The organism is Hydrobacter penzbergensis (assembly GCF_900106985.1).
GTDB classification, from domain to species: Bacteria; Bacteroidota; Bacteroidia; order Chitinophagales; family Chitinophagaceae; genus Sediminibacterium; species Sediminibacterium magnilacihabitans.
On record NZ_FNNO01000022.1, the window covers coordinates 21,135 to 44,643 of the forward strand.

General features: G+C 46.1%; 25 protein-coding genes, 1 tRNA gene and 2 pseudogenes. 18 read left to right on the forward strand and 10 right to left on the reverse strand.

Features of this window, described 5'->3' with window-relative positions; genetic code table 11:
* Nucleotides 1–2: 2 nt before the first annotated feature.
* The 8 genes and pseudogenes from BLU98_RS16640 to arfB all read right to left on the reverse strand — a co-directional run.
* Nucleotides 3–84: transfer RNA gene (locus BLU98_RS16640), tRNA-Leu, on the reverse strand.
* 51 nt (nucleotides 85–135) lie between these two features.
* Complete coding sequence (locus BLU98_RS16645; protein ID WP_092726935.1) at nucleotides 136–777, reverse strand: serine hydrolase; 642 nt, start codon at nucleotides 775–777, stop codon at nucleotides 136–138.
* A gap of 40 nt (nucleotides 778–817) precedes the next feature.
* Entirely contained in the window at nucleotides 818–2,083 is a 1,266-nt protein-coding gene (locus tag BLU98_RS16650) for a DEAD/DEAH box helicase (protein ID WP_092726936.1), read from the reverse strand.
* A 164-nt stretch (nucleotides 2,084–2,247) separates the two neighbouring features.
* Nucleotides 2,248–2,718, reverse strand: a complete 471-nt coding sequence (gene msrC / locus BLU98_RS16655) for a free L-methionine (R)-S-oxide reductase MsrC (protein ID WP_092726937.1) — start codon at nucleotides 2,716–2,718, stop codon at nucleotides 2,248–2,250.
* Between the two features lie 140 nt (nucleotides 2,719–2,858).
* The gene (locus tag BLU98_RS16660) at nucleotides 2,859–4,364 is read right to left on the reverse strand and encodes a lipopolysaccharide biosynthesis protein (protein WP_257575078.1); all 1,506 of its coding nucleotides are present in this window, start codon (nucleotides 4,362–4,364) and stop codon (nucleotides 2,859–2,861) included.
* Nucleotides 4,365–4,506: 142 nt separating this feature from the next.
* On the reverse strand, nucleotides 4,507–5,580 hold the full coding sequence (locus BLU98_RS16665) for a cytochrome-c peroxidase (protein ID WP_092726938.1): 1,074 nt from the start codon (nucleotides 5,578–5,580) through the stop codon (nucleotides 4,507–4,509).
* Nucleotides 5,580–6,314 carry an MbnP family protein gene (locus BLU98_RS16670; protein ID WP_092726939.1) on the reverse strand — a complete coding sequence of 245 codons (735 nt, stop codon included), beginning with the start codon at nucleotides 6,312–6,314 and terminating at the stop codon, nucleotides 5,580–5,582. The genes BLU98_RS16665 and BLU98_RS16670 overlap by 1 nt, the downstream gene beginning before the upstream one ends.
* Nucleotides 6,314–6,721, reverse strand: a pseudogene (gene arfB / locus BLU98_RS16675) (alternative ribosome rescue aminoacyl-tRNA hydrolase ArfB); the annotation flags it as partial. The pseudogene arfB and the gene BLU98_RS16670, both read right to left, overlap by 1 nt.
* Before the next feature lie 34 nt (nucleotides 6,722–6,755).
* Between arfB and dtd the strand changes: the two are divergent.
* From dtd to BLU98_RS16690, 3 genes are all read left to right on the forward strand, one after another.
* Nucleotides 6,756–7,208, forward strand: a complete 453-nt coding sequence (gene dtd, locus BLU98_RS16680) for a D-aminoacyl-tRNA deacylase (protein WP_092726941.1) — start codon at nucleotides 6,756–6,758, stop codon at nucleotides 7,206–7,208.
* A gap of 148 nt (nucleotides 7,209–7,356) precedes the next feature.
* A complete protein-coding gene (locus BLU98_RS16685) occupies nucleotides 7,357–7,683 on the forward strand; it encodes a nucleotide pyrophosphohydrolase (protein WP_092726942.1) in 327 nt (108 codons plus the stop codon).
* A 27-nt stretch (nucleotides 7,684–7,710) separates the two neighbouring features.
* Nucleotides 7,711–9,174, forward strand: a complete 1,464-nt coding sequence (locus BLU98_RS16690; RefSeq protein WP_092726943.1) for a glycine--tRNA ligase — start codon at nucleotides 7,711–7,713, stop codon at nucleotides 9,172–9,174.
* Between the two features lie 100 nt (nucleotides 9,175–9,274).
* Here the strand turns inward: BLU98_RS16690 and BLU98_RS16695 are convergent, their stop codons facing one another.
* Together BLU98_RS16695 and BLU98_RS16700 are read right to left on the reverse strand one after the other, a co-directional pair.
* Entirely contained in the window at nucleotides 9,275–10,003 is a 729-nt protein-coding gene (locus BLU98_RS16695; protein WP_092726944.1) for a ferredoxin--NADP reductase, read from the reverse strand.
* A gap of 56 nt (nucleotides 10,004–10,059) precedes the next feature.
* Entirely contained in the window at nucleotides 10,060–12,594 is a 2,535-nt protein-coding gene (locus BLU98_RS16700; protein ID WP_092726945.1) for a zinc-dependent metalloprotease, read from the reverse strand.
* A gap of 277 nt (nucleotides 12,595–12,871) precedes the next feature.
* Between BLU98_RS16700 and BLU98_RS16705 the strand changes: the two genes are divergently transcribed.
* From BLU98_RS16705 to BLU98_RS16770, 15 genes and pseudogenes are all read left to right on the forward strand, one after another.
* Nucleotides 12,872–13,741: a MotA/TolQ/ExbB proton channel family protein gene (locus BLU98_RS16705; RefSeq protein ID WP_026769098.1), complete on the forward strand. Its 870-nt coding sequence runs from the start codon at nucleotides 12,872–12,874 to the stop codon at nucleotides 13,739–13,741.
* A gap of 87 nt (nucleotides 13,742–13,828) precedes the next feature.
* On the forward strand, nucleotides 13,829–14,479 hold the full coding sequence (locus BLU98_RS16710; RefSeq protein WP_092726946.1) for an ExbD/TolR family protein: 651 nt from the start codon (nucleotides 13,829–13,831) through the stop codon (nucleotides 14,477–14,479).
* 42 nt (nucleotides 14,480–14,521) lie between these two features.
* The gene (locus BLU98_RS16715; RefSeq protein ID WP_092726947.1) at nucleotides 14,522–15,073 is read left to right on the forward strand and encodes an ExbD/TolR family protein; all 552 of its coding nucleotides are present in this window, start codon (nucleotides 14,522–14,524) and stop codon (nucleotides 15,071–15,073) included.
* 25 nt (nucleotides 15,074–15,098) lie between these two features.
* On the forward strand, nucleotides 15,099–15,932 hold the full coding sequence (locus BLU98_RS16720; protein WP_092726948.1) for an energy transducer TonB: 834 nt from the start codon (nucleotides 15,099–15,101) through the stop codon (nucleotides 15,930–15,932).
* Between the two features lie 143 nt (nucleotides 15,933–16,075).
* Nucleotides 16,076–16,906, forward strand: a complete 831-nt coding sequence (locus BLU98_RS16725) for an energy transducer TonB (protein ID WP_092726949.1) — start codon at nucleotides 16,076–16,078, stop codon at nucleotides 16,904–16,906.
* An 86-nt stretch (nucleotides 16,907–16,992) separates the two neighbouring features.
* Nucleotides 16,993–18,372 carry a tRNA uridine-5-carboxymethylaminomethyl(34) synthesis GTPase MnmE gene (gene mnmE / locus BLU98_RS16730; RefSeq protein ID WP_092726950.1) on the forward strand — a complete coding sequence of 460 codons (1,380 nt, stop codon included), beginning with the start codon at nucleotides 16,993–16,995 and terminating at the stop codon, nucleotides 18,370–18,372.
* A 436-nt stretch (nucleotides 18,373–18,808) separates the two neighbouring features.
* Nucleotides 18,809–18,988 (forward strand): helix-turn-helix domain-containing protein, encoded by a 180-nt coding sequence (locus BLU98_RS18150; RefSeq protein ID WP_371937966.1) that lies wholly within the window; start codon nucleotides 18,809–18,811, stop codon nucleotides 18,986–18,988.
* 15 nt (nucleotides 18,989–19,003) lie between these two features.
* Nucleotides 19,004–19,189: pseudogene (locus tag BLU98_RS18155) on the forward strand (site-specific integrase); the annotation flags it as partial.
* A 15-nt stretch (nucleotides 19,190–19,204) separates the two neighbouring features.
* Nucleotides 19,205–20,122, forward strand: a complete 918-nt coding sequence (locus tag BLU98_RS18160; RefSeq protein ID WP_371937965.1) for a tyrosine-type recombinase/integrase — start codon at nucleotides 19,205–19,207, stop codon at nucleotides 20,120–20,122.
* A gap of 24 nt (nucleotides 20,123–20,146) precedes the next feature.
* Complete coding sequence (locus BLU98_RS16745; protein ID WP_092726953.1) at nucleotides 20,147–20,395, forward strand: hypothetical protein; 249 nt, start codon at nucleotides 20,147–20,149, stop codon at nucleotides 20,393–20,395.
* A gap of 112 nt (nucleotides 20,396–20,507) precedes the next feature.
* Entirely contained in the window at nucleotides 20,508–21,389 is an 882-nt protein-coding gene (locus BLU98_RS16750; protein ID WP_092726954.1) for a hypothetical protein, read from the forward strand.
* Nucleotides 21,390–21,495: 106 nt separating this feature from the next.
* Nucleotides 21,496–21,861 carry a helix-turn-helix domain-containing protein gene (locus tag BLU98_RS16755; protein ID WP_092726955.1) on the forward strand — a complete coding sequence of 122 codons (366 nt, stop codon included), beginning with the start codon at nucleotides 21,496–21,498 and terminating at the stop codon, nucleotides 21,859–21,861.
* Complete coding sequence (locus tag BLU98_RS16760; RefSeq protein ID WP_092726956.1) at nucleotides 21,854–22,171, forward strand: hypothetical protein; 318 nt, start codon at nucleotides 21,854–21,856, stop codon at nucleotides 22,169–22,171. The genes BLU98_RS16755 and BLU98_RS16760 overlap by 8 nt, the downstream gene beginning before the upstream one ends.
* Before the next feature lie 31 nt (nucleotides 22,172–22,202).
* The gene (locus BLU98_RS16765; RefSeq protein ID WP_139173995.1) at nucleotides 22,203–22,586 is read left to right on the forward strand and encodes a hypothetical protein; all 384 of its coding nucleotides are present in this window, start codon (nucleotides 22,203–22,205) and stop codon (nucleotides 22,584–22,586) included.
* Entirely contained in the window at nucleotides 22,583–23,245 is a 663-nt protein-coding gene (locus BLU98_RS16770) for a hypothetical protein (protein WP_092726958.1), read from the forward strand. The genes BLU98_RS16765 and BLU98_RS16770 overlap by 4 nt, the downstream gene beginning before the upstream one ends.
* The last annotated feature ends 264 nt before the right edge of the window (nucleotides 23,246–23,509 follow it).

Here is a 23,509-nt window from a genome sequence, read left to right on the forward strand (position 1 = left end):
GGTGCGGATGATAGGAGTCGAACCTACATGCCGTAAGGCGCTAGATCCTAAGTCTAGTGCGTCTGCCAATTTCGCCACATCCGCAGAAAGCGGGAATGATCTCCCACCGGGACGCAAAAGTAGGGGTTTTAGTCGTTAGTTGGGCAATGCTTCCAACACGGCTTTCACCACATTATCCATTGCATTTCTCTCGATCCAGCGCATCACTACAACCAGGTTGTGTTCGGGATCTACATAGATTACATTGTTACCGTTGCCCAGGTGTGCAAAAGCGGTGGCGGGTGCACTGGGCAGGAATTTTTTATCGGTATTGAGAAAAAAGTTCATGTACCCATAGTCTGTCTTTACAGGTGTAGGCGTCAACGCCTGCTGAATCCATTGCTTGCTCAGCAATTGTTTGCCATTCCAGCTGCCTTTGTGCAGGGTCAGCAATCCAAACCGCGCCATATCATACGCGTTGATAAACATGCCACTACCCCAATGGCCGCCCCCACTCACACCAGTAGGCTCGCCACGTTCGGCAAAAGGACCAATGCCTTCCCCAAATGGTTCTTTACCAAACGTGCGGTAATGGTTGACCTCCATGTTGCGGGGATTCTTGCTCTCACCCGCCTGGGCCAGTTGAATGGCTTTGGAAATACCAGCTTCCTTCAATTGCAGCGCAGCAAGTGTTCTGCGTTCCCATTGTTGTGCCGTGGGAAAATAATCAGCAGTCTGGGCATGTATCTGCATTGAGAAAAGACATGCCAGCAAGCAATAAACAGTTCGCTTAGTCATACAACTAAATTAGGCGAAATATTTTTGCCGCCACAGTATGTTAATGCTGCCTCCATTGCTGGTTATTGCCGCTGTATCGCCTGCTGTCGCCACCCCTGAAAGACCTGCGCTGCGGCCGATGTTCGTTCTGCGCCGGCGCTGGTTTTTTTGCCTCTTGAAGTGAAGTATTGCGCATGGCATAAGGCTGGTCTGTAACAACCGCGATGTTCATGCCAATCAGTTTCTGGATGTCTTTCAGGTAAGCTTTTTCTTCCTCATCGCAGAAGGAAAAAGCAATGCCCGCCGCGCCAGCCCTGCCTGTACGTCCGATCCGGTGTACATAGGTTTCGGGAACATTCGGTAATTCGAAGTTGATCACATGCGAGAGATTGTCTACATCAATACCCCTCGCTGCAATATCGGTAGCTACCAGTATGCGGGTTTCGCCGCTCTTGAAATTGGTCAATGCCCGCTGTCGTGCATTCTGCGATTTGTTGCCGTGAATGGCTTCGGCTTTGATGCCTGCTTTGTGCAGGTCCTTCGCCACTTTATCTGCCCCGTGTTTGGTGCGTGCGAATACCAACACCGATTTGATGGATGCATCCAGCAACAGGTGTTTCAGCAATAAACGCTTGTTCTCTTTTTCAACAAAATAAACAGATTGCTGAATGGTTTCTGCGGTGGATGATACCGGTGTTACTTCCACTTTCGATGGATGCTTCAGAATGGTATTGGCCAGTGAAGCAATCTCGGGAGGCATGGTAGCGGAGAAGAAAAGGGTCTGTCTTTTAGCCGGTATTTTGGCAATCACTTTTTTTACATCGTGAATAAAACCCATGTCCAGCATGCGGTCCGCTTCATCCAGTACAAATATTTGCAGTTGGCTGAGGTTGATGAATTGCTGCTCTATCAGGTCCAGCAGCCTGCCCGGTGTAGCGATCAGGATATCCACGCCATGTTTTAATGTGCTCACCTGCGGTACCTGCGATACACCGCCAAAGATCACCGTATGTTTCAACCCTGTATGGCGTCCATAAGCCGCGAAACTTTCGTCGATCTGTATGGCCAACTCGCGTGTAGGTGTAAGTATCAATGCTTTGATACCCTTGTTGTGATTGCCCGCTTTCCTGTCTTCATGTAATAACTGTAATACAGGAATGGCGAAAGCGGCAGTCTTGCCGGTACCTGTTTGGGCACAACCTAAAAGGTCTTTGCGCTGCAATACAATGGGAATAGATTGCTCCTGGATGGGAGTAGGTTCTGTGTAACCTTCGGTCTGAAGGGCTTTAAGAATAGGCTCAATAAGGCCTAATTGATCAAATGTCAATGGAATGAAATTTATTGTAAAAACACCCAAAATGGTATCAGGTGGTATATACCTTGTCCGTTATTCTGACTTGATGAACTTTGTCACGGAAGGAAATCTAAGTCGCGTAGAAAGCGTATATGAATGGCGCAAAGGTAAGAAATAAATGCGAAATGGTTTTTTGATCAGGGAATCAGGGCCACGATGGACTCAAGGAAATGCCTGTCGGTCTCATCGAACTGGTCCAGTTCATCGCTGTCTACATCGAGCACACCCATCACTTCATCGCCTTTAAACAACGGCACTACGATCTCTGATTTGGATAAACTGCTGCAGGCAATATGCCCCGGAAATTTTTCTACATCGGGTACAATGAGGGTACTGGCTTGTGCCCAACTGGTACCACAAACGCCACGTCCTTTGCGGATGCGCGTGCAGGCTACGGGTCCCTGGAAAGGCCCGAGTACCAGCTCATCGCCCTTCACCAGGTAAAACCCTACCCAGAACCAACCGAACTGTTCTTTCAGTGCAGCGGCTACATTGGCCAGGTTGGCCACCTGGTCGGGCTCACCCTCCAGCAAGCCTTTGATCTGGGGAATCAGCGACTCGTATTGTTCCTGTTTGGTGCCCTGTGCAATGCTGAGGTCTTCTGCCATGTGTACTCCTTTTGAATTGTAATGCAAAGGTACGTCATCCTGAGCGAGCGAAGCGAGTCGAAGGACCTGCTGAACACTCGGTCAGATCCCTCGGCTGCGCTCGGGATGACGATCGAACAACGCTCGGGATGACGGGTGAATTAATGGATGTATTTACCGATGACAGGTAATTTCTGAAATTCTTTTTTCTCTACTTGTAAAATGAACCAGCCATACGCGCCCAACAATAACAATCCCAACATGAGTTGGAACCAGATTTTCGGATAGAGCAGGGTAATGCCTTTGTGCAGGAAGAACAGCAACACCACTATCATTATGTACGCCATCAGCTTTTTAGTGGCGTAGGGAATGCGGTATTCTTTTTGTCCCCATTGATAACAGATCACCATCATGGTACCATAGCAAAGGAAAGTAGCCCAGGCGCCCGCCATATAACCGATATGCGGGATGAGAAAATAATTGAAAGCAAGGGTGATGGCTGTTCCTGTAAGCGTAATATAAGTACCGGCAATGGTTTTATTGCTCAGCTTGAACCAGATGGTGAGGTTATAATAAATGCCCAGGAACATATTGGCCAATAAAAGAATGGGTACAATTTTCACTCCAACGCGGTATTGCGGACCAATCAGTTTCTCCCAAATTGGCAGGAAGAGACTCACCGCCAGGAACATGAAAGTGATCACAATTACAAAGAATTTCATCACACGGGCATAAGTGCGTTGCGGGTTCTGTGCCTCTGCCTGTTTGAAGAAAAACGGCTCGGCGCCCATGCGAAAAGCCTGTATAAATAAAGTAATGAGCAACGAAAGTTTATAACAGGCGTTGTAGATACCTACCTGCTCCTCGCGGTATATTTCGGTTCCGGGAAGCCATGCTTTGAGCATAAGCCTGTCGAATGTTTCATTTACAATGCCACCCAGGCCCACGATCAGCAATGGCAAAGCATATACCATCATCTCTTTCCAAAGGCGGGTATCGAACTGTAGTTTTACCATGCGAATCTCTTTCGAGAGTAGGAGCAAGGTGAGAATACTTTGAATAAGATTGGCTAATACCACATATACGATGGGGTTGCGATCGGGGTCGAAGAAAAGGCCTACCCAACTGTTTGGGTTTTGTTCATACTTAGCCGGACAATAATTCACAAAAAACCACACCAGCAAAATATTACAGAGGATACCCGTAATGTTCACGAACGCATATTTCATGGGCCGGTCTTCCTGACGCAGTTTGGCAAAAGGAATACGGTTCAGGGTATCGATGGCGATGATGAAAATGGTAAGTTGAATGATCAGCGGCACATCGGTAAAGCCGGTGATCTTTTCAAACGGTGTACGGAATTGCCAGAGCACCAGCGAAAGCAGGATGGTGCTTACGAAGATGGACAAAAAAGAGGTACTGTAAATGCTCTTCTTGTATTCCTCCCTGCTTGAAAACCGGAAATAAGCTGTTTCAAAACCATAGGTGAAGATCACGCTCAATACCGGTATGGCCGAATACAAAAGGCTCTGCCTTCCGAAGTCGGCCGTTTTTACAAAACTGGAATAAGTAAGTAAAGGCGTGAGTAAATAACTGATGAAACGGGCCGCAATGGAGCTGAGCCCGTACCAGATAGTTTGTCCCGCTAATTTCTTTATGCCACTCAATGGATATTCTTTTATTGCACGTCATCCCGAGCGTAGCCGAGGGATCTCATGAAGTTTTCAGCAGGTCCTTCGACTCACTTCGTTCGCTCAGGATGACGACCTCGCTCGGGATGACGGAAATGCAAAGTAACGAAACAGAGCCTTACAGATGTATATCAACTGGTGCTTTACCAATGTTTTCACTACCGGGCGGAGCAAAACGCGGGTTGGTAAGGAAGCTGGAATCGGTGAGGGTATAGAGAAAAGCCGTGAGCTGTCCGATCTCGAAATTCGACAAGGCCAGCTTGTGTTGCAGCAATGAATCGGTATTGTGCATCACCGTCATCCCGTTGCGATAGTGTTCAAACACACTGGAGAGGGAAAAGAAACGCCCATCATGCCCATAGGGAAAAGTGCGGGCCACATTGCGCAGGCTGGGCACCCTGAATTTGAGCGAGTCGGCCGGGTTGCCGGTGATCTTCATCCTGCCAACATCGTTGAGGTAAGGGTCTGCTTTGAGGCCGGTATTACGGTAAGAAAAGTCGGTAAACAGCGGCTCGGTGTGGCAGCTGTTGCATTTCTTTTTGAAGATATCATAGCCCAGTTGTTCCGGTAAGATGAAACTGGCTTCGCCACGTTTTACCTTATCGTATTTGCTGTTGCTGCTCACCAGCGTGAGCACGAACTGACTGATGGCTTTGTTCATGCGCTGGGTATTGATGGTTTCATCGCCGAAAGCGGCTTTGAACATAGCCCGGTATTTTTTATCGGCTTTGAGTTTGGCCATCACGTTCTCCAGGGTTTCCGCCATTTCATTGGGCGCCGTGAGGGGCGCCAGGGGTTGCAGGTCGAGGTGGTTGATGCCGCCATCCCACATGAATTCCTTCTGCCAGGCCAGGTTGAAGAGGCCCGGCGCATTGCGCGTAGTAAAAGAGTTATCGAACCCGTGGCTGAGGTTATGATCATAAGTATCGAAAGCGCCGAACTGCTGGTGACAGCTACCGCAGGAAAAATTACCGTCTTTGCTCAGCCGGCCATCGTAAAACAGTTCGCGGCCCAGTGCAATGCCTTCCTGTGTGAGCGGGTTGCTTTTAAAATCATAGACAGGTTGCGGCCACCCGGCCGGTACTGTAAACTTCACAGGCCTGGGCCTGAAATAAGCATTATCGGCTGCAACCCATGCTATGCCTGTAACCAATAACAACACTACTACCCATATGGTCTTGCAAAACCTCATTAACGAACAGATGAAATGGAAAACATGCCCTTGTAATTATCGGCAATTTGTACGGCCAATCCACCCGGACTATGACATATCGGATGCTCCCCAATCTTAAGTAAAAAGCCGCCTTTGAACCATGCATTGATATCGGCCGCAATGTTGATCTCATCAACCGGTGCAGTGCCTGGAGGCAGGTCCAGTGTAATAACTCTTGCAGTATTGTCCGCCGCTTTGAAGCCACCCACATGATAAGTGAATTGTTGTCCCGGCACATGCGCACTGCTGGATACGCCTTCCAGCTTAGCCATGATGTACCCGCTGTTCCAGGTCCAGAACATACCATGCAGCGGATCAAGCGCACCGGTTTGTACGCCCGATACATTGCGGATGCTGTCGACACCCAACGTAAAGCGTACCTGCTTCAAGGGTAGTGCAGGTATCTTTAGTTGGATAGATTGAGAAGCGCTGTCTTCTGCATCTACCAGATAATAACGCCGGGGAAATAAATACACATCCTTGCCAACCGCATCAGTGATAATGATGTTGGATACATAGTATTTGAACCGTTGCACCGCAATGGTATCTCCCAGCGCATTCACATAAGAACGGCCGAGTTCCAGCGAATGATTACCTATTACGGAATGAAAGCGTAAGGTTACTACATGAGGCTCGGGTGGGTGTTTGCCGGTAAAAGACAACAACAGGGCCAGGCAACCGGTAAAAGCAATGTATTTGGCAAAGCGGTTCATCAGTAATCGTTGCGGTTGATCTTTTTGCGCATGTCTTTGTTGAAAGTATTGCGTTTCTTGGTATCCAGCCTTTTTTCTTTGGAAGCCCTGGTAGGACGTGTAGGCCGGCGGATCTTTTTCTTCACCAGCGCCGAAGCCAGCAACTGGTGCATTTTGCGAATCACTTCCTGTTTATTGCCCAGTTGCGATCTTTCGGTTTGCGATTTCACCAGCAACAAACCTTCATCGGTAATCTTGTTCTGCAGCCGTTCCCTGATCTGTTCTTTTTGTTCGGCAGAGAACAGCAGCGATGCATCGATATTCCACCGGCCCTCTACCATGGTCTCCACTTTGTTCACGTTCTGTCCGCCTTTGCCGCCACTGCGGGCGGTCTGAAACTGTATCTCCGGTGTAATGTCTATCTTCATCAAAATAAAGTTCGCATAAAAATCGGTAACAGCTATGAGAATTGTGATCCAGCGTGTAACGGAAGCATCGGTAACGGTAAACGAACAAATTACCGGCGCTATTGGAACAGGATTATTGGTATTGATGGGAATAGAAGATGCCGATACGGAGGAAGACATCCAATGGCTCAGCAACAAGATCGTGAACCTGCGCATTTTCAATGACGAGAACGGCGTGATGAACCTGGGTATCAAAGAAGTGAATGGCGATGTGTTGCTGGTGAGCCAGTTTACGCTGCACGCCAGCACCAAGAAAGGCAACAGGCCTTCTTATATCAAGGCATCTAAACCGGAAACGGCGATACCGATGTATGAAAAGATGATCAAACAACTGGAGACCGACCTCGGCAAAAAAATCCAGACCGGCATCTTCGGCGCCGACATGAAAGTGCGGTTGCTGAACGACGGACCTGTGACCATTGTAATCGATTCGAAAAATAAAGAATAATTTTCTACGTCGTCCCGAGGTCGTCATCCTGAGCGAGCGAAGCGAGTCGAAGGAGCTGCTGAATATTCGGGCAGATCCCTCGGCTGCGCTCGGGATGACGATCGTGAATGCTCAGGATGACGAAAGAAAAAACTTAAAACATTGCATTATGACAATCCTGGAGGCACAACAACAGGTAGACAGTTGGATCAAAACAGTGGGGGTGCGTTATTTCAACGAACTCACCAACCTGGGTATTCTCATGGAAGAAGTGGGGGAACTGAGCCGGTTGATGGTGCGGCAATACGGCGAACAATCCTTCAAAGAGTCTGATAAAGGCCGTGATATCGCCGATGAGATGGCCGATGTACTCTGGGTGCTCATCTGCCTGGCCAATCAAACAGGGGTGGACCTCACCGCCGCGTTGCAAAAGAATTTCGAGAAGAAGCATATCCGCGATGCTAACAGGCATAAGGATAATGAGAAATTGCAGTAAGGCTAAAACCCATATTTTTGCTGCGTTATGAGCACGCAACAAGAGAACAAATTCCAGGCAATTATTTCCCACGCCAAAGAGTATGGCTTTGTATTTCCCAGTAGTGAAATTTACGACGGCCTCAGCGCCGTTTACGATTATGGTCCGAATGGATGTGAGCTGAAGAAAAACCTCCGCGACTACTGGTGGAAGAGCATGACCCAACTGCACGAGAACATCGTAGGGGTGGATGCCGCCATTTTCATGCATCCTACTACCTGGAAAGCGAGCGGTCACGTAGATAATTTCAGCGACCCCATGATCGATAACAAAGACAGCCAGAAGCGCTACCGGGTAGACCACCTGTTGGAAGCCAGGGCCGATGCGTTGCGTGAGAAAGGCGCCGAAAAAGAAGCCGATGCGCTGATCGCTGAAATGGATCGTTTGCTGGCGGCAGAAGATTTTGTAGCGCTCAAACAACTGATCGCCGATCAACAGATTGTCTGTGCCATCAGTGGTACCGGCAACTGGACCGATATCCGCCAGTTCAACCTGATGTTCTCTACCCAGCTGGGTTCAGTAGCGGGAGAGGCCGATACCATTTACCTGCGTCCCGAAACCGCACAGGGTATATTCGTGAACTTCCTCAACGTGCAAAAAACCGCCCGGATGAAAATTCCTTTCGGCATTGCACAAACAGGTAAAGCTTTTCGTAACGAGATCGTGGCCCGCCAGTTCATTTTCCGCATGCGTGAATTTGAGCAGATGGAGATGCAGTTCTTCATCCGCCCCGGCACACAGAAAGAATGGTATAACTACTGGAAAGAGACCCGCCTGCAATGGCACCTGAGCCTGGGCATACCGGCCGAAAAATACCGTTACCACGACCACGTGAAGCTGGCGCATTATGCAGATGCTGCGCTGGACATTGAATATGAATTTCCTTTTGGTTTCAAAGAAGTGGAAGGCATACACAGCCGCACCGATTTCGACCTGAAAAACCACCAGGAGTACAGTAAAAAGAAACAGCAGTATTTCGATAACGATATAGACGAAGCTACCGGCAAGCCTTATGGCAACTATATCCCTTATGTGATCGAAACATCCATCGGTTTAGACCGTATGTTCCTGCTCATCTTAAGCCAGTCTTACGAAGAAGAAACCCTCACCAAAGAAGACGGTACTGCCGACAGCCGCGTGGTGATGCGCATCCCTGCTAAGATCGCCCCCAATAAACTGGCCATCCTGCCGCTGGTGAAAAAAGATGGTCTCCCCGAGATCGCGCGTGAGCTGATGAATGAATGCAAGCAGCATTTCAAATGTTTCTACGAGGAAAAAGACGCTATCGGTAAACGTTACAGGAGACAGGATGCTATTGGTACGCCTTTCTGCGTAACCATCGATCATCAAACCAAAGAAGACAACACGGTAACCATTCGCCACCGCGATTCCATGTTGCAGGAACGAATACCCATTTCGAAGGTTAAAGAAATCGTGCAAGCCGCTTTATAAACATAACGTCATCCCGAGCGAGCGAAGCGAGTCGAGGGATCTGCCCGAATGTGAAGCAGGTCCTTCGACTCGCTTCGCTCGCTCAGGATGACGGAGCTATTTATCCATACAGCTCTTGGTGGATGTCTTTCTTCTCATACCCCATCGCAACAATCCGTTGCTTGGCTTCATCGATCATATTCTTCCAGCCGCATAAGTAGAAATTGGCGGGGCGTTTGTTTTGTTGTAGGATGGATTCGTACACGGCGTGCACATAGCCTTTATAAGCGCCATCACCCACATTTTCTTCGCGGGAGAAAACAGGATGATAATAAAAATGACGCTCGTCTTTTTGTAATTGTTCCAGCTCCTCGCGATACAGGCAGTCGCTGAATTTGCGGCAGCCGAAAATGAGGTGGATTTCGCCGTGTGTTATTTTATGCTTGTGCAGGTAATGCGCCATGGAACGGAAGGGGGCCACACCGGTGCCGGTACAGATCAGGAACAGGTCTTTCTCCAGCGGATCGGGCAGGGTAAAAACACCCTGAGGTCCGCGCAGCACCAGCTCACTGCCTTCATGTATTTCGTTGAAAAGATAATTGGTGCCCAGGCCGCCTTCGAGCAAAACGATCACCAGTTCAATAATATTGGTGCCGTCCGGTGCAGAAGCGATGGAGTAGCTGCGCCATCTTTTGTTTTTCTTTTCGTGTATGGGCAGGTCGAGCGTAACGAACTGGCCCGGTTTGAAATCGAAAGAAGCGGCATCGGGAATTTCAATCCAGAAGCGGCGGGTAGAAGAATTGGCATTTTCAATTTTAATCACCTTGCCGGTGCGCCATGGTTCAAGCATCGGTTATATTTTACACAATATAAAGAAATGTCCGGGATGACGTTCAGATCAGATATTTATTGCTTGGGATCCAATGCACGTTTGATCCTTTCAGACACATCCTGCAAATGATACTTGCTCATGCGATCTCCGGTGCCGGGAATGGCAGCGTTGATCTCGGCTTGTAAAGCCTTGAGCTGTCCTCTCGCAACAGATGTTACATCGGTATTCTTGGTTTCTGTTGTGGTTATCTGAACGCCGGATGAAGTGAGGCCGGTTATTGCAGTGATAACATTCGGATTCAGCAGGCTGATCAGTTTATCGGCATAAGCTTTCTGCAAATTGCGGCGATAAGCGTCGATGGGTTTGTGAGAGCTCAATTCACTCCACACACCTTTTTTAACATCGTCGATCATTTCATCGATGCCGTAGGTGTTGGCCACTCCGTAACGGTTGCCTGCGACCACCATGCGGTACAGCCGGGCGCCATCGAGCAAACCGTTGAGGGCATTCACCTGGATGGTCTGCACCCTTTCATTGGCAACAGGTGAAGCGATCTTATTGAGGATATTTTTATCGAACAGCCAGTTGGGTGTTTCAAACACTTCTTTGTTCAGGTAAGCCACTGCAGTTTTCTGGATGGCTTTGGGTGTGGCTTCGTACACATCGCCGGGCTGTTCTATGCTTTTGAAAGTCTCGTACACGCCACCTACGTTTTTGAGCACATGGCCGGTATAGCGACTGAACTGGCCTACTACCTGCATGTACATGTCTGACAAGTTCTCGTATCGATCGGCTTCTTCTTTGGTCCATTCGGGCAGTCCTGCTATTACACGCTTGAGGTTCTTAATACCATATTCGCTGGCTTTAACGCTGTTATCACCCAGGTCTTCCATTTGCGCACGCGGGTCTGTATTGTACGATTCACCGCCAAACCACAGGCGGGGATTGGCGCCCAGGCGATTAACGATCCACTTGTTGTTGATGCGCTTATCTTTCTCCACATCGCCTTCGCCGGTATAGCGGTAGCCCCATTCAATAGCCCATTTGTCGTAATCGCCAATGCGTGGGAAGAGACCCGCTTCAGAGATATTGTCTTCAGGCTGCGCTACGTAGTTGAATCGGGCATAGTCCATGATAGAAGCGGTATGTCCGTTGGCTTCCACCCATGCTTTGTTGCGCAGGTTCTCCACAGGGGTTTTGCTGCTGCTGCCCATATTGTGACGCAGCCCCAGGGTATGTCCCACTTCGTGGCTCGATACAAAGCGGATGAGTTGACCCATCAGTTCATCATCGAATTTCATTTTACGGGCTTTGGGATCTACGGCAGCGGCTTGTACCATGTACCAGTCGTGCACCAGCTTCATCACATTGTGGTACCAGCCGATATGGCTCTCGAGGATCTCACCACTGCGGGGGTCGTGCACTTGCGGACCATAAGCGTTCTCTATATCGGAAGCGAAATAACGGATCACGGAATAACGCGCATCTTCCAGGCTCATGGTGGTATCGTTCTCGGGCCATTCTTTACCAACGATGGCATTTTTAAAACCGGCTTTTTCAAAAGCTTTCTGCCAGTCGTTGATACCGGCAATCAGGTATGGCCTCCATTGTTTGGGTGTGGCAGGATCGATATAGTACACGATCTGTTTGGCAGGTTCTACGAGCTCTCCGCGCTTGTATTTCTCCATGTCTTCGGGCTTGGGCTCCAGGCGCCAGCGAACGGCGAAAGTCTGGTTGTCTACTTTCTGCTGGTCGTCGCTGTACACGGTGAAATCATCGGCAAAGAAACCCACGCGCGAATCGAAGAGGCGGCGGTGCATAGGCACTTTGGGCAGCAATATCATAGAAGTATTCAGTTCTATGGTAATAACGCCCGCGTTGCGTGCGGCCGGTAATGAAGGCGTAGGGAAAGGGGATGGCATACCCGTGGGCGAAGGAGCCATCGCGCCGAAAGTCTTCACCGTACGGATCTCTGTATTGATGGGGTAGGTGTTGATGCTTTGTATGTACGACCTGTCGGGCATGAGACCGGTGAGACCGAACTGCCTTTTATCGTTGGGGTCGAGGCCCACGATCTGGTTATCGCCTTTGAAAAAATCTGTCACGTCGATCACATAACCGGAAGAATCTTTTCCCAGCGATTTGATATCGAATGCAGCGGCGATGGGATCGAGGTAAGAATTTTTAACAGCTTTGGAAATCACATTGGTTGAATCGGCCGAGCTGATCAGGGTTACCACCCTGATGAAGATATTGTTATTGGGACCTTTCTCGAATGTGAGCGATTGCTGGTTGATCTCTTCCCCGCCATATTTACGGGCGCCGCCGGGAACTTTCACCAGGCGAGTAACGGCCAGGATCTCGCTGCCCAGCAGGTTTTCGGGGATCTCGAAATAAAATTTATCGTCTACTTTATGAACAGTGAACAGCCCTTTTTGGGTGATGGCCTTGTCGGTAATGATGTCCTTATAAGGCTTTGGACCGGGTTTGGGGATGACCGGCGCTATTGCGGGCGGACCAGCTTTGGCACGGGTTGTGTCTGGATGTTGTTGTGCCAAAGCCGCTACAGCAAATAACAGCGCAGAAACGGTGGTAAAATGTTTTCTCATAATAGTATGTCTATAAATGTTTTAGAATGACCGCTAAATATAGCCGAGTATTCCATATAATGGAATTTTAAGGTGAAGAAATGGATGAGTGGTTGAATAACGGGATAATGCCCCCGGAAGATCAAATTTGTGGTTTTCGGGAAAACCGCTAATTTGGAGGCCCCTTAGGAAACTTTTGAACGAATGTTTTGTCATTTCAAAACTTTTTTCATTAGAATTGCGAGGACATTTTTTTTTAAATCAACTGTAATTTCTAAAAAACAAAAACAATCGAATCATGGCTGAGACAAAACCAATCGCAACAGCTGTTGTAAAAAGCTCATCTTCCGCTCAACCGAAGAAAGGCTCCAACACAATTTCATGGCTTGCGCCAATTTTATGTATTGCTCTGGGATATACCATCTGGCGTTTTGTGTTGGGTGCTCCGAGTAACTTTACACAACCCGATCTTTCTGGTGGTTTCTGGCCACAGCACAAAGGACCTAAAGCCTCTGCTACATTTGCCAAAATGTATGAAGGTGGTATCATCGTTCCTATCCTGATCGGTTGTTTCTTCATTGTACTGACTTTCGCTATCGAAAGGCTCACTACCATCACCAAAGCTGCCGGTTCCGGTAATATTGCAGAGTTCGTTCGCAAAGTGCAGTTCCATCTTGCTAATAAAGATGTGGACAAAGCCATTGCTGAGTGCGACAAGCAAAAAGGTTCTGTAGGTAATGTAATGAAGGCTGGTCTGAAAAAATACAAAGAGATGATCAGCAATGCAGAACTGAGCACCGACCAGAAAGTACTGAACATCCAGAAAGAAGTAGAAGAAGCTACTGCGCTGGAACTGCCTATGCTGGAAAAGAACCTGGTGTTCCTGTCAACCCTGGCGTCTGTATCAACCCTGCTGGGTCTGCTCGGTACCGTATTGGGTATGATCAAATCGTTCTCTGCACTGGGTGATGAAGGTGGTGGAGACGCTGCCCGCGAACTGTCGAAAGGTATCTCAGAAGCGTTGTTTAACACCGCCCTGGGTATCGGTACTTCAGCAGTAGCGATCATCATGTATAACGTATTCACTACCCGTATCGATGCCATCACTTATGGTATTGACGAATCTGGTTTCACACTGACTCAAAGTTTCGCTGCCAACTACAAATAATCTTCAGGAATAATTTCCTCAGGAATTTGTATGGAAAACGGAGCATTTTGAATCTTAATTAGTGATAATCAATATAAATAATTAACAATGGGTAGAGCCAAATTACCACGGAAGAGTACCATCATCGACATGACGGCGATGTGTGACGTGGCTTTCCTGCTGTTGTCGTTCTTCATCTTAACAACAAAGTTCAAGCCGGCTGAAGCCATTACGGTAACCACCCCTAACTCGGTGGCTGCCAAGGTTGCCCCCGATAAGAATTTTGTGCTGATAACGATCGACAAGGACGGGAAGGTATTTCTTTCGATGGATGATAAACAAAAGAAAGAAACCATAGCGAATACCTTGAATACCACCAAGAACCTGGGCCTGGACGTGAAGGCTTTTGCCGCCGCTGATTTCATCGGAGCGCCGCTTGCGGGCCTGAAATCATTCCTGGCAATACCGAGCGACCAGCGTAAAGGTGCGGCGTTACCGGGTATTCCTGCGAAGGATTCCACCAATAATGAAATGACCACCTGGATGCGCCTGGTAAGTGATGCTTATATGGGGCAAACCGCGCCGGCTTACCTGGTGAAGGGTGATAATGCAGCCAAATACCCCGCTTTTAAAGGGGTGGTGGATGCATTCAAGAAAAACGACATCCTGAAGTTCCAAATGGTAACCAACCCGCAGAATGTACCCCAGGGGTCTGAATTGTATAAGAGTGTTATGAAAGGAGAGAAGCGTTCAGACTAAGGGTCTGCCGCGAACTATTATTAACTAAAAAAATCTACCGCAATGGCAGAAATGGATACCTCGAGTGGCGGTGGCCATAAAAAAGGCCCCGGGGTCAAGAAAGGGAAGAAGCTGTCTACCAGGGTTGACCTTACACCCATGGTGGATCTGGGCTTCCTGCTCATTACTTTCTTCATCTTCACCACTACGATGAGTCAGCCTACGGCCATGAGGCTCTTTTTACCGAAAGATGCCGATAAGCCGGAAGACCAAAATAAGGCGAAGCAGTCCGGTGTTATCACCCTTCTCCTGGGAAAAGACAATAACGTTTTTTACTACGAAGGAGAGTTGACCAACAACGGTTCCAACTTCAAGTCATCTAATTTCAAAGAGATCCGTAACGTGTTGCTCGACAAAAAATCGCGCACGCCTGAGAAGGACCTGGTGATCATCCTGAAGCCATCTTCAGAATGTACGTACCGGAACGTGGTGGATATCCTGGATGAGATGACCATCGACGTGCTGAAGCGTTATGCGTTGGTGGATATCACCGACGTGGAAGAGAAGCTGGTGGTAGCATCGGAGAAAGCCGGCGCTGCAACAGCATCAAACTAAACATTACTTTAAAAAATCCATAATAATGGACGTAAACAAAATTTTATCCGCGGATATACTCGATATTATATTCGATGGCAGGAACAAAGATTACGGGGCTTACGAGCTGCGCAGGACCTACAATAAAAGGATGGTGACTGCACTCGTGGCTACTGTAGCTGTTTGTTTGCTGTTTCTCGCGGGTTCCATTATTGCCAACTCTGCCAAGAAGAAGACCACTTCATTGGTAGTGCAGGCGGATGTGCAGCTGGAGAAGGTGCAGGAAGAGAAAAAGCCTGAGCCGCCACCACCGCCACCACCGCCCAAGCAGGAGCCCCCGAAAGTGGAGATCACCAAGTTCACTCCTCCCAAAATTGTGAAGGATGAAGAGGTGAAACCCGAAGAAGAGATCAAAGAAGTAGAAAAACTGCAAGACACCAAGATCGGTACCATCAACCAGGAAGGTACCAAGGATGAGGGAATTGTAGCGCCGCCCGTTGAAGCCAAGGGTACCGGTGTGGTAGCGGCTCCCAAGCAGGAAGAAGACTACGATAAAGTATTTACCGTAGTACAGATACCCGCTGAATTCCCCGGTGGTATTGCCGGCTGGACCAAATACCTGGAGCGTAACCTGAACAGGGATCTGCCTGTTGAGCAGGGCGCGCCTCCCGGCAAGTACACAGTGTACGTTTCCTTTACCGTAGACAAAGCGGGTAATATCAGCGACGTAAAAGCTGAGAACGACCCCGGCTATGGTACCAAAGACGAAGCGGTACGTGTAATTAAGAAAGGCCCCAGTTGGAAGCCTGCCGTGCAAAACGGACGTAATGTGATCTATCGCCACAAGCAGGGTATCACATTTGTGGTAGCAGAAGAATAATCATTCTTACTTTCTTACGAACGAGTATATAAATCTCCCGTAGCAATACGGGAGATTTTTTTATGATTTTCTGCGAAATGTTTATGGAATTTTTCGGGTGTGGAATTTTTTTGGGGCGGCGTCCCATTTAAAAACCTACACATATGGAAAAGAAAGACATTCTTGCTGCCGATTTTCTCGACCTGTTGTTCGAGGGACGGAACAAAGCCTATGGCGCTTATGACCTGCGCAAAACTTACAACAAACGTATTACTTATGCATTGGGTGGCACCACGCTCGTGTGCATGCTTTTTATTGCTGGCTCTATCTGGGCACATGCAAAAAAGAAAAGCGATGCGGTGCTGCTCGTTGGCCCCACAGTGGTGTTGGAGAACATCAAACAAGATGAACCCAAGCCGGAAGAAATCAAGCCGCTGAAGCCCGAGCAGCAGAAAGTGGCTACCACGCAGTATGTGGTGCCCAAGATTGTACAGGATGACCAGGTGAAGCCTGAAGATGAGATGAAAGATATGGCGGTGCTGGAAGACACCAAGATTGGAACAATGACTGTAGAAGGAACGAAGGATGATAATATCATAGCGCCGCCAGTGGAAAAAGGTACAAGTAAGATAGAGGCTCCCAAGAGCAAGGACGAAGATTTGGACAAGATCTTCTATTCGGTACAAATCCCCGCTTCATTTAATGGGGGCGAACAAGCCTGGCGCAAATACCTCGAGCGCAACCTCAACAGCGATGTGCCTGTTTCTAACGGTGCTCCTCCTGCAAAGTACATTGTGATCATTTCTTTTGTGGTAGACAGGTTCGGTAAGATCAGCGATGTAAAAGCCGAGAACGATCCGGGCTATGGCACCAAAGAAGAAGCGTTGCGTGTAATATTGAAGGGGCCCGATTGGGTACCTGCTGAACAGAATGGAAGAAAAGTGGCATACCGCCACCGCCAGTCGATTGGATTCGATCTACGTGACGCAAACTAATACCACCTTCGCTAAAGCTACGGTGGGCAAGCAAGTAAAGAAGCCCCCAGAGAATTTGTGTTATTTTTGGCGAAACGAACAAGCGCATGAGTCAACAATTAATGGGCTGGGACGATACGATCGTGGCGCTGGCTACCCCTCCGGGTATCGGCGCCATTGGCGTGATAAGGGTAAGTGGTAAGAAAGCCATTGAAGTGGTGAATGCATTGTTCCCTTCCAAAGACCTGCAGCAGCAGCCTTCGCATACGCTGCATGTAGGGTTGCTCAAAACCGGCGCTACGGTGTTGGATGAAGTGGTGATCTCTCTTTTTAAAAACCCGCGTTCTTATACGGGCGAAGACGTGATAGAGATCAGCAGCCACGGTTCTCCCTTTGTGCAGGAGAAGATCATTCAGGCCATTGTTACGCGCGGTGTGCGCCTGGCCAAGCCGGGTGAGTTCACGCAGCGTGCTTTCTTAAATGGCAAGCTCGATCTGGCCCAGGCCGAAGCAGTGGCCGATCTCATTGCCAGCAATACCGAAGCCAGCCGCAAAGCGGCTTTGCACAATATGCGTGGCGGTTTCTCTTCAGATCTTTCTGAGCTGCGGGAACAACTCATTCGTTTTTCTGCAATGATAGAATTGGAACTCGATTTTTCGCAGGAAGATGTAGAGTTCGCCGATCGTTCGCAGCTCAATGATCTCATTGGAAACTTGACCATTGCAGTGCAGAAACTATTGCATTCTTTCCAGTTGGGTAATGTAATCCGTAATGGCGTGCAAGTGGCCATCATCGGCAAGCCCAATGCGGGCAAGTCTACTTTATTGAATACATTACTGAATGAGAACCGCGCCATTGTAAGCGATATCGCAGGCACTACGCGCGATACAGTGGAAGAAGTGCTGAACATCGATGGCATACTGTTCCGGTTGATTGATACTGCCGGTATCCGCGAGCACACGCATGATGTGATTGAAAGTATTGGTGTAGAGAAGAGCCTGGAGAAAATGCGGGCGGCTGATATTGTGTTGTATCTGTTTGATGTGAACAATACTACTGTTGCTGAGCTGGAAGCCATTGTGCAGCAGTTCAAACAGGAAGCGATACCTTATTTATTGGTGGGCAATAAAGCAGATGTGAACGTACAGGCTTCTTCTGCATTTACAGCTTTCCCCGATGCCATTTATATTTCAGCGAAAGAAAACCATGGAGTAGAAGCCCTCAAAAAATCCCTGATAGCTCGCACTATCAGCGGTGATATCCACACCGAAGCTACCATTGTGACCAATGCACGCCATTATGAAGCTTTACAAAAGCTAGCGACTGCCCTCAATGATGTACAACAAGGCCTCGATACTCACGTGCCGGGGGATTTGCTAGCCCTGGATATTAGGCAGTGCTTACACTATCTGGGTACTATTACAGGGCAAATCACCAATGAAGATCAATTGGATTTTATCTTTTCCAAGTTTTGCATCGGAAAGTAACCAACAAAAACACCAAACTAAAAAACATCTAATACACTATCATAAATTGATATAAATCAGTGTATTATGTTGATTTTATGATACTTGTTGGTAATAGTTGTTACTCGGTTATTTTGCGAATATTTGTACCTTATTTGTACCTTTAAGTCATAATTAATCGTGAATGCCCCTTTTTGTACCTCGAAAGATGAATTATGGCACACAAAGGCACACAGGGGCACATAGAGGCACGCATAGACACATTATGAGTACAAACATCCAGGTGCAAAGGATTTGCCAGCATTGCGGTAAAGAGTTTACGGCCCGAACCACTGTTACCCGTTTCTGTTCCAATGCTTGCAGTTCCAAAGCATACAAGGCGAATGTTAAGACTTTAAAGATTAGGTTAAGTAACCGGGAAACTCAACAAATAGCATCCAGGCCTTTTGGGGAACTGATGGCAAAACCTTTTTTAAGCATTTTGGAGGCCAGTAGACTTTTAGGGGTAAGCAGACGAACAATTTACCGGATGCTGGGCAGGGGAGATATTAATTCAGGCAAAGCGGGAACGCGGACGATAATTAAGCGATCAGATATTGATAGTATTTTTCAAAAGCAGAAAGACAATGGCAACTAAAAAGTTAAACTTAGAACAAAGGCAATTTCAGGAAACCGGCAAAGCCTATACCTTGACTTTTACCCGGCTATACCCCATCCTGAAACGGGCGAACCCACCCGAAGGGAATTTTTAGGACTATACCTATTTGATAAAGCAAAGGGGCCTGTTGATAAACAGCATAATAAAGACACTTTACAGGTCGCCGAACAGATAAGGCAGAAACGGGAAAACCATTTGAATAAGCCCGAAGTTTATACTGGATATGAACTGGAAAAGCTAAAAATTAAGGAGAAGGCTGAAAAGAACTTTGTTGAGTATTTCAAAAAGCTTGCCGATAAACGTAAAGCCAGTAACCATGACAACTGGATTTCAGCTTATAATTACCTTGAAACGTTTACCAGGGGGATCTTGAAATTCGCGGACCTTGACGAAAAATTTTGTAATGCGTTTAAAGACTATTTACTCACTACCAAAAGCAATAAGAGCAGCAAAACAACTCTTTCCCAAAATTCAGCGTTTTCCTATTTTAATAAGCTAAAAGCAACACTGAAACAGGCCTATAAAGACGGGTATTTGCAAGCCGACTTAAATGCGAAAGTAGAACCTATAAAACAGGCTGAAACAAGAAGGAATTTCTTAACCATAGAGGAATTGAACAAACTTGTAAAAACAGAATGCAACAACCCTTTACTGAAACGGGCGGCCTTATTTTCAGCTCTCACCGGGTTAAGGTTTTCAGATATTCAAAAACTGGTTTGGGGCGAAATATACCATAGCGTTGAAAATGGTTATTCAATACAGTTTACCCAGCAAAAGACAAAAGGTGTTGAGGTGCTACCCATTTCACAGCAAGCATATCAGTTGCTGGGAGAACCCAAACGATCCACTGATAAAGTATTTGAAGGGCTTACCTACTCGGCATACGAAAACAAGCATCTTTACCAATGGATAGGGGCAGCAGGGATAACTAAGGATATTACGTTTCATTGTTTCAGACATACGTTCGCTACCCTACAGCTATCAAAAGGAACAGATATTTACACCGTTTCAAAAATGCTGGGCCACCGCGAACTGAAAACCACACAGATTTATGCAAAGGTCATAGATCAAACCAAACGTGAAGCAGCCGATAAAATAAAACTTGAATTATAATCATACACTTTTAAAACAAAAATTATGCTTACAAACACTATTACAAATGAGATCGAAAAAAGAATCTTAAGTGATGTTTCCCTTTTTGAGGATGACATACGTTCATCAATTGAAGATGTAAATGGTCTAAAAGCATGGTATAAGGCATTTGTTTGCAGTGAAGCGTTCACAAAGCTTTCAGAAGAAAAAAAGTCTGAAACTTTTGATTTGTTCAATAACCTGAAAGACTTTTTGAGACTCACAGGCGAGAATTTAAGCAGGTTAAGCGATTAAAATTGATTTCTTGAGTTAAATGGGGCTATTCCCGAAAAGGAGTTAGCCCTATTGTTTTAAACATGTCGGAATGCTGGTAAATTCAAAATTACTTATCCAATAAAATAAACACATGGAAAACATTCTTTCTCTCATTCGTTTCGATGTCGGTTTTTGGTTAGGTAAATTCCAAGAACAAATTAAGAATAAACAAATAAATCATTGGTTTGTAAAAAGCAACAGGGACTTATTAGATGTTGATGCTTTGGAGGAGTACCTTTCAAGAGAAGGATCAAAGAATACTTTTTCGTTACAAGAAACTTTGAATAGATCAATTCAAATAATAGAGCTTAATAATAAAGAAATATACGATTTGATACAGGGTGGAGGAAAAACTGGAATTAGATATCTTAAATTTTCTGACGAAAGAATAACAGCGGAAATCACAGATAAGGATGGCATTAATCTATTTTCAGAAGAAGGGAATTATGAAACATATCTTAATCAGGATATTGCTAAGAAATGTGCAAGAATTGTAAATGTTATAACCGCTGCATGTCCTGAACTGACTTCCTCAATTCAAAATGATGAAATAAAAGCAGAGAACAAAATAGAATCGAAACCCGCATTAAAACCTGAAGCCGTGCAAATTGTATTTGATATTCTCAAAGATTTTTTCAGCCCGGAACAGCAAATTGAATTGAAACGAGTTATTGAATGGGGTGACAACGCCAATGGAAAACTATTATTCAAAGGGAATGGAAACAGGCTTACCGATACATTTAAGAAATTAATTGAACATGATTTTATTGCAGGTTGCCAAAAGCAGGATTTAATTAAGTGGGTTATTTCAAATTTTACTTATGCTAATAGAAATACGATGAAAGAGTTTGTTTACGATACTGTTGAAAAAACGATTTCACGAAATTATTACCCTTGTAAAAGCCCTTTGATTGAAGTAAAGAAAGGACAAATACAAAGGGTCGAGCAGCCCCGAACTAAAAAGTACAGATAAGCATTAAAAAATCTTTGTGCTGTTACAATACCTGGATTATAACAGCATTGTAACCGACCTAAACATCCCAATAATATTGTAGCATTATTCATTAAATAATGCCGCAATGGAACATTTCACAGAGGGTTTAACCCTTGAAACATTACCGAAAGCTTTTACACACCTTACCAATGAAGTAAGAGAAATAAAAAGGCTGTTACTTGAAAAGAGTAACGAACAACCAACCGAAACCGACCGTTGGTTTGACCTCAACGAACTTTGCCAATACCACCCGGACAAACCCACAAAGCCGACCGTTTACGGCTGGGTGTTCGCTGGTAGAATTCCTGTACATAAAAGCGGCAAGAAATTGAGGTTTCTGAAATCGGAAATTGATACCTGGCTGAAGCAAGGTAGAAAGAAGACATTGGCAGAAACAGCCATCGAAGCCGAACGGTATTTGACCAAAAAGAAAGGAGGGCGTCATGAATAGCATGAACACCCCCCAGCAGAAAAGACAAAGTGAAGGTAATACACCCTTAACCCAGCTGCAAACCATATTTCAGTATTTACAGGAACATATTGCCACTGCTTCAATGATTTCAGAGGCAACAGGCGTTCCGCAAAAGTGTATCTGCCGCTACAAACGGGATCTTGAAAAGTCCGGCCAATTGTGGGAACTGTTCAAAAAGACATGCAAAAGGACGGGCTTTAAAGCATGGTATTTAACGACTGATCTTACTAAAGCCCCCAAACGCCGACAATTAGGCCTATTTGACAAAGGAGGGCAGGATTATGCGTAGCATAGCATTACAGAGGCTTATAGACCTATCAATGGCTAATAAGCGGGAACGTTACCCCAACGTTCCGGTAGAATGGCTGCCACGCCCAAATTACAAGCCCAATACTGCTAACGGTTTGACTAAGTGCATCATTGACTTTCTGCGGTTTAACGGCTGGCAGGCGGAACGGATCAATAATACGGGTCGTATGTATCAGGGTAAATGGATCCCAGGGACGGGAACAAACGGAACAGCAGACATTTCAGCAACAGTTAAAGGGCGATCTGTGAAAATTGAAGTTAAGATAGGAAGGGACAGACAAAGCTTGGAACAATTGAAATACCAATCAAATATTGAACGCGCAGGAGGATTGTATGTTATTGCAAAAGAATTTGACGGGTTTTATTCATGGTATGTTAAAACATTTGAACCATGAAGTATTTGACCTTTCCGATCATAATATTAAATCCAGGCCCAGCACATATTAAAGATGTTTTGAGTAATGCAATGGATTACTGTTTGTATTGTGAATATCTAAAACAAGAAGGTTCACATCTTGAACGGTCAAAACTTGCCGCAAAAGAATTAGGTTTAAGATTCTCGGGATTAGAAAGTGCAGTAAAGAATGGTAGATGTTTATTTGATAGCATACCGGAAGGAAGCCCCAAAACCTCAATTGATAAGGATCGGATATTTGATTTTTACAAGCAGGGCCGGGATGAGTTTGAAATCGTTTGCTTTCTGGCTTATGCTGCTTTGCGGTCAATAATTCAGAAACAGAGTTGTAAAAAGGTTACGAATGATTACTTGTTAAGCCGAATGGCAGGAAACAGTAAAAAGGATGAAGCCCTTCCTGAATGGTTGAAGAAATACCAAAAAGAATATTGGCTAAATAAAATAAAAGATGAACTGCAAATAAGCCATTGGGGACTAAAATACTACAGTCATTATACACGCGGTTTTTGGGTTTCGTTCAGTATGGATCTTGAAAAATTGACTTTTTATGCAGAAAAACAGCGGAAAGAATATAAAATTAGGCAGTTAAAAAAACTCAAAACAGAGGCCAGAAAAGCAGCCCTGAATGCTTTACAATGAACACGACCTATAAAAAGGAAAATAACAGCTATGACATCGACAGCACTTTTAAAATCGTATGAAATAGACACTTACCACCACACGAAATTTACACAAAAAATACACGACCTATAAAAAGTAACTATAGTAAGTAACTGTAGAAAGAATTTATAAAAAGAAACTGTAAAAGCATTAACGTGTTGTGCTATTGAAAACTCAGGGCATGTTTAATCTGAGCTAGTTTTTTTCCGTTTAAATGATTAATCCAGTGTAAGATTGACATTG

What these genes read in the sequence shown, in the direction of transcription:
- BLU98_RS16725 (WP_092726949.1), top strand. Translation starts at nt 16,076, where the DNA reads ATGGAAAAGAAAGACATTCTTGCTGCCGATTTTCTCGACCTGTTGTTC.
- BLU98_RS16720 (WP_092726948.1), top strand. Translation starts at nt 15,099, where the DNA reads ATGGACGTAAACAAAATTTTATCCGCGGATATACTCGATATTATATTC.
- BLU98_RS16705 (WP_026769098.1), top strand. Translation starts at nt 12,872, where the DNA reads ATGGCTGAGACAAAACCAATCGCAACAGCTGTTGTAAAAAGCTCATCT.
- BLU98_RS16715 (WP_092726947.1), top strand. Translation starts at nt 14,522, where the DNA reads ATGGCAGAAATGGATACCTCGAGTGGCGGTGGCCATAAAAAAGGCCCC.
- BLU98_RS16710 (WP_092726946.1), top strand. Translation starts at nt 13,829, where the DNA reads ATGGGTAGAGCCAAATTACCACGGAAGAGTACCATCATCGACATGACG.
- BLU98_RS16695 (WP_092726944.1), bottom strand. Translation starts at nt 10,003, where the DNA reads ATGCTTGAACCATGGCGCACCGGCAAGGTGATTAAAATTGAAAATGCC.
- BLU98_RS16755 (WP_092726955.1), top strand. Translation starts at nt 21,496, where the DNA reads ATGGAACATTTCACAGAGGGTTTAACCCTTGAAACATTACCGAAAGCT.
- BLU98_RS16760 (WP_092726956.1), top strand. Translation starts at nt 21,854, where the DNA reads ATGAATAGCATGAACACCCCCCAGCAGAAAAGACAAAGTGAAGGTAAT.
- BLU98_RS16670 (WP_092726939.1), bottom strand. Translation starts at nt 6,314, where the DNA reads ATGAACCGCTTTGCCAAATACATTGCTTTTACCGGTTGCCTGGCCCTG.
- BLU98_RS16685 (WP_092726942.1), top strand. Translation starts at nt 7,357, where the DNA reads ATGACAATCCTGGAGGCACAACAACAGGTAGACAGTTGGATCAAAACA.
- BLU98_RS16645 (WP_092726935.1), bottom strand. Translation starts at nt 777, where the DNA reads ATGACTAAGCGAACTGTTTATTGCTTGCTGGCATGTCTTTTCTCAATG.
- BLU98_RS16750 (WP_092726954.1), top strand. Translation starts at nt 20,508, where the DNA reads ATGGAAAACATTCTTTCTCTCATTCGTTTCGATGTCGGTTTTTGGTTA.
- BLU98_RS16765 (WP_139173995.1), top strand. Translation starts at nt 22,203, where the DNA reads ATGGCTAATAAGCGGGAACGTTACCCCAACGTTCCGGTAGAATGGCTG.
- dtd (WP_092726941.1), top strand. Translation starts at nt 6,756, where the DNA reads ATGAGAATTGTGATCCAGCGTGTAACGGAAGCATCGGTAACGGTAAAC.
- BLU98_RS16700 (WP_092726945.1), bottom strand. Translation starts at nt 12,594, where the DNA reads ATGAGAAAACATTTTACCACCGTTTCTGCGCTGTTATTTGCTGTAGCG.
- BLU98_RS16745 (WP_092726953.1), top strand. Translation starts at nt 20,147, where the DNA reads ATGCTTACAAACACTATTACAAATGAGATCGAAAAAAGAATCTTAAGT.
- BLU98_RS18150 (WP_371937966.1), top strand. Translation starts at nt 18,809, where the DNA reads ATGGCAAAACCTTTTTTAAGCATTTTGGAGGCCAGTAGACTTTTAGGG.
- msrC (WP_092726937.1), bottom strand. Translation starts at nt 2,718, where the DNA reads ATGGCAGAAGACCTCAGCATTGCACAGGGCACCAAACAGGAACAATAC.
- BLU98_RS16690 (WP_092726943.1), top strand. Translation starts at nt 7,711, where the DNA reads ATGAGCACGCAACAAGAGAACAAATTCCAGGCAATTATTTCCCACGCC.
- BLU98_RS16665 (WP_092726938.1), bottom strand. Translation starts at nt 5,580, where the DNA reads ATGAGGTTTTGCAAGACCATATGGGTAGTAGTGTTGTTATTGGTTACA.
- mnmE (WP_092726950.1), top strand. Translation starts at nt 16,993, where the DNA reads ATGAGTCAACAATTAATGGGCTGGGACGATACGATCGTGGCGCTGGCT.
- BLU98_RS16770 (WP_092726958.1), top strand. Translation starts at nt 22,583, where the DNA reads ATGAAGTATTTGACCTTTCCGATCATAATATTAAATCCAGGCCCAGCA.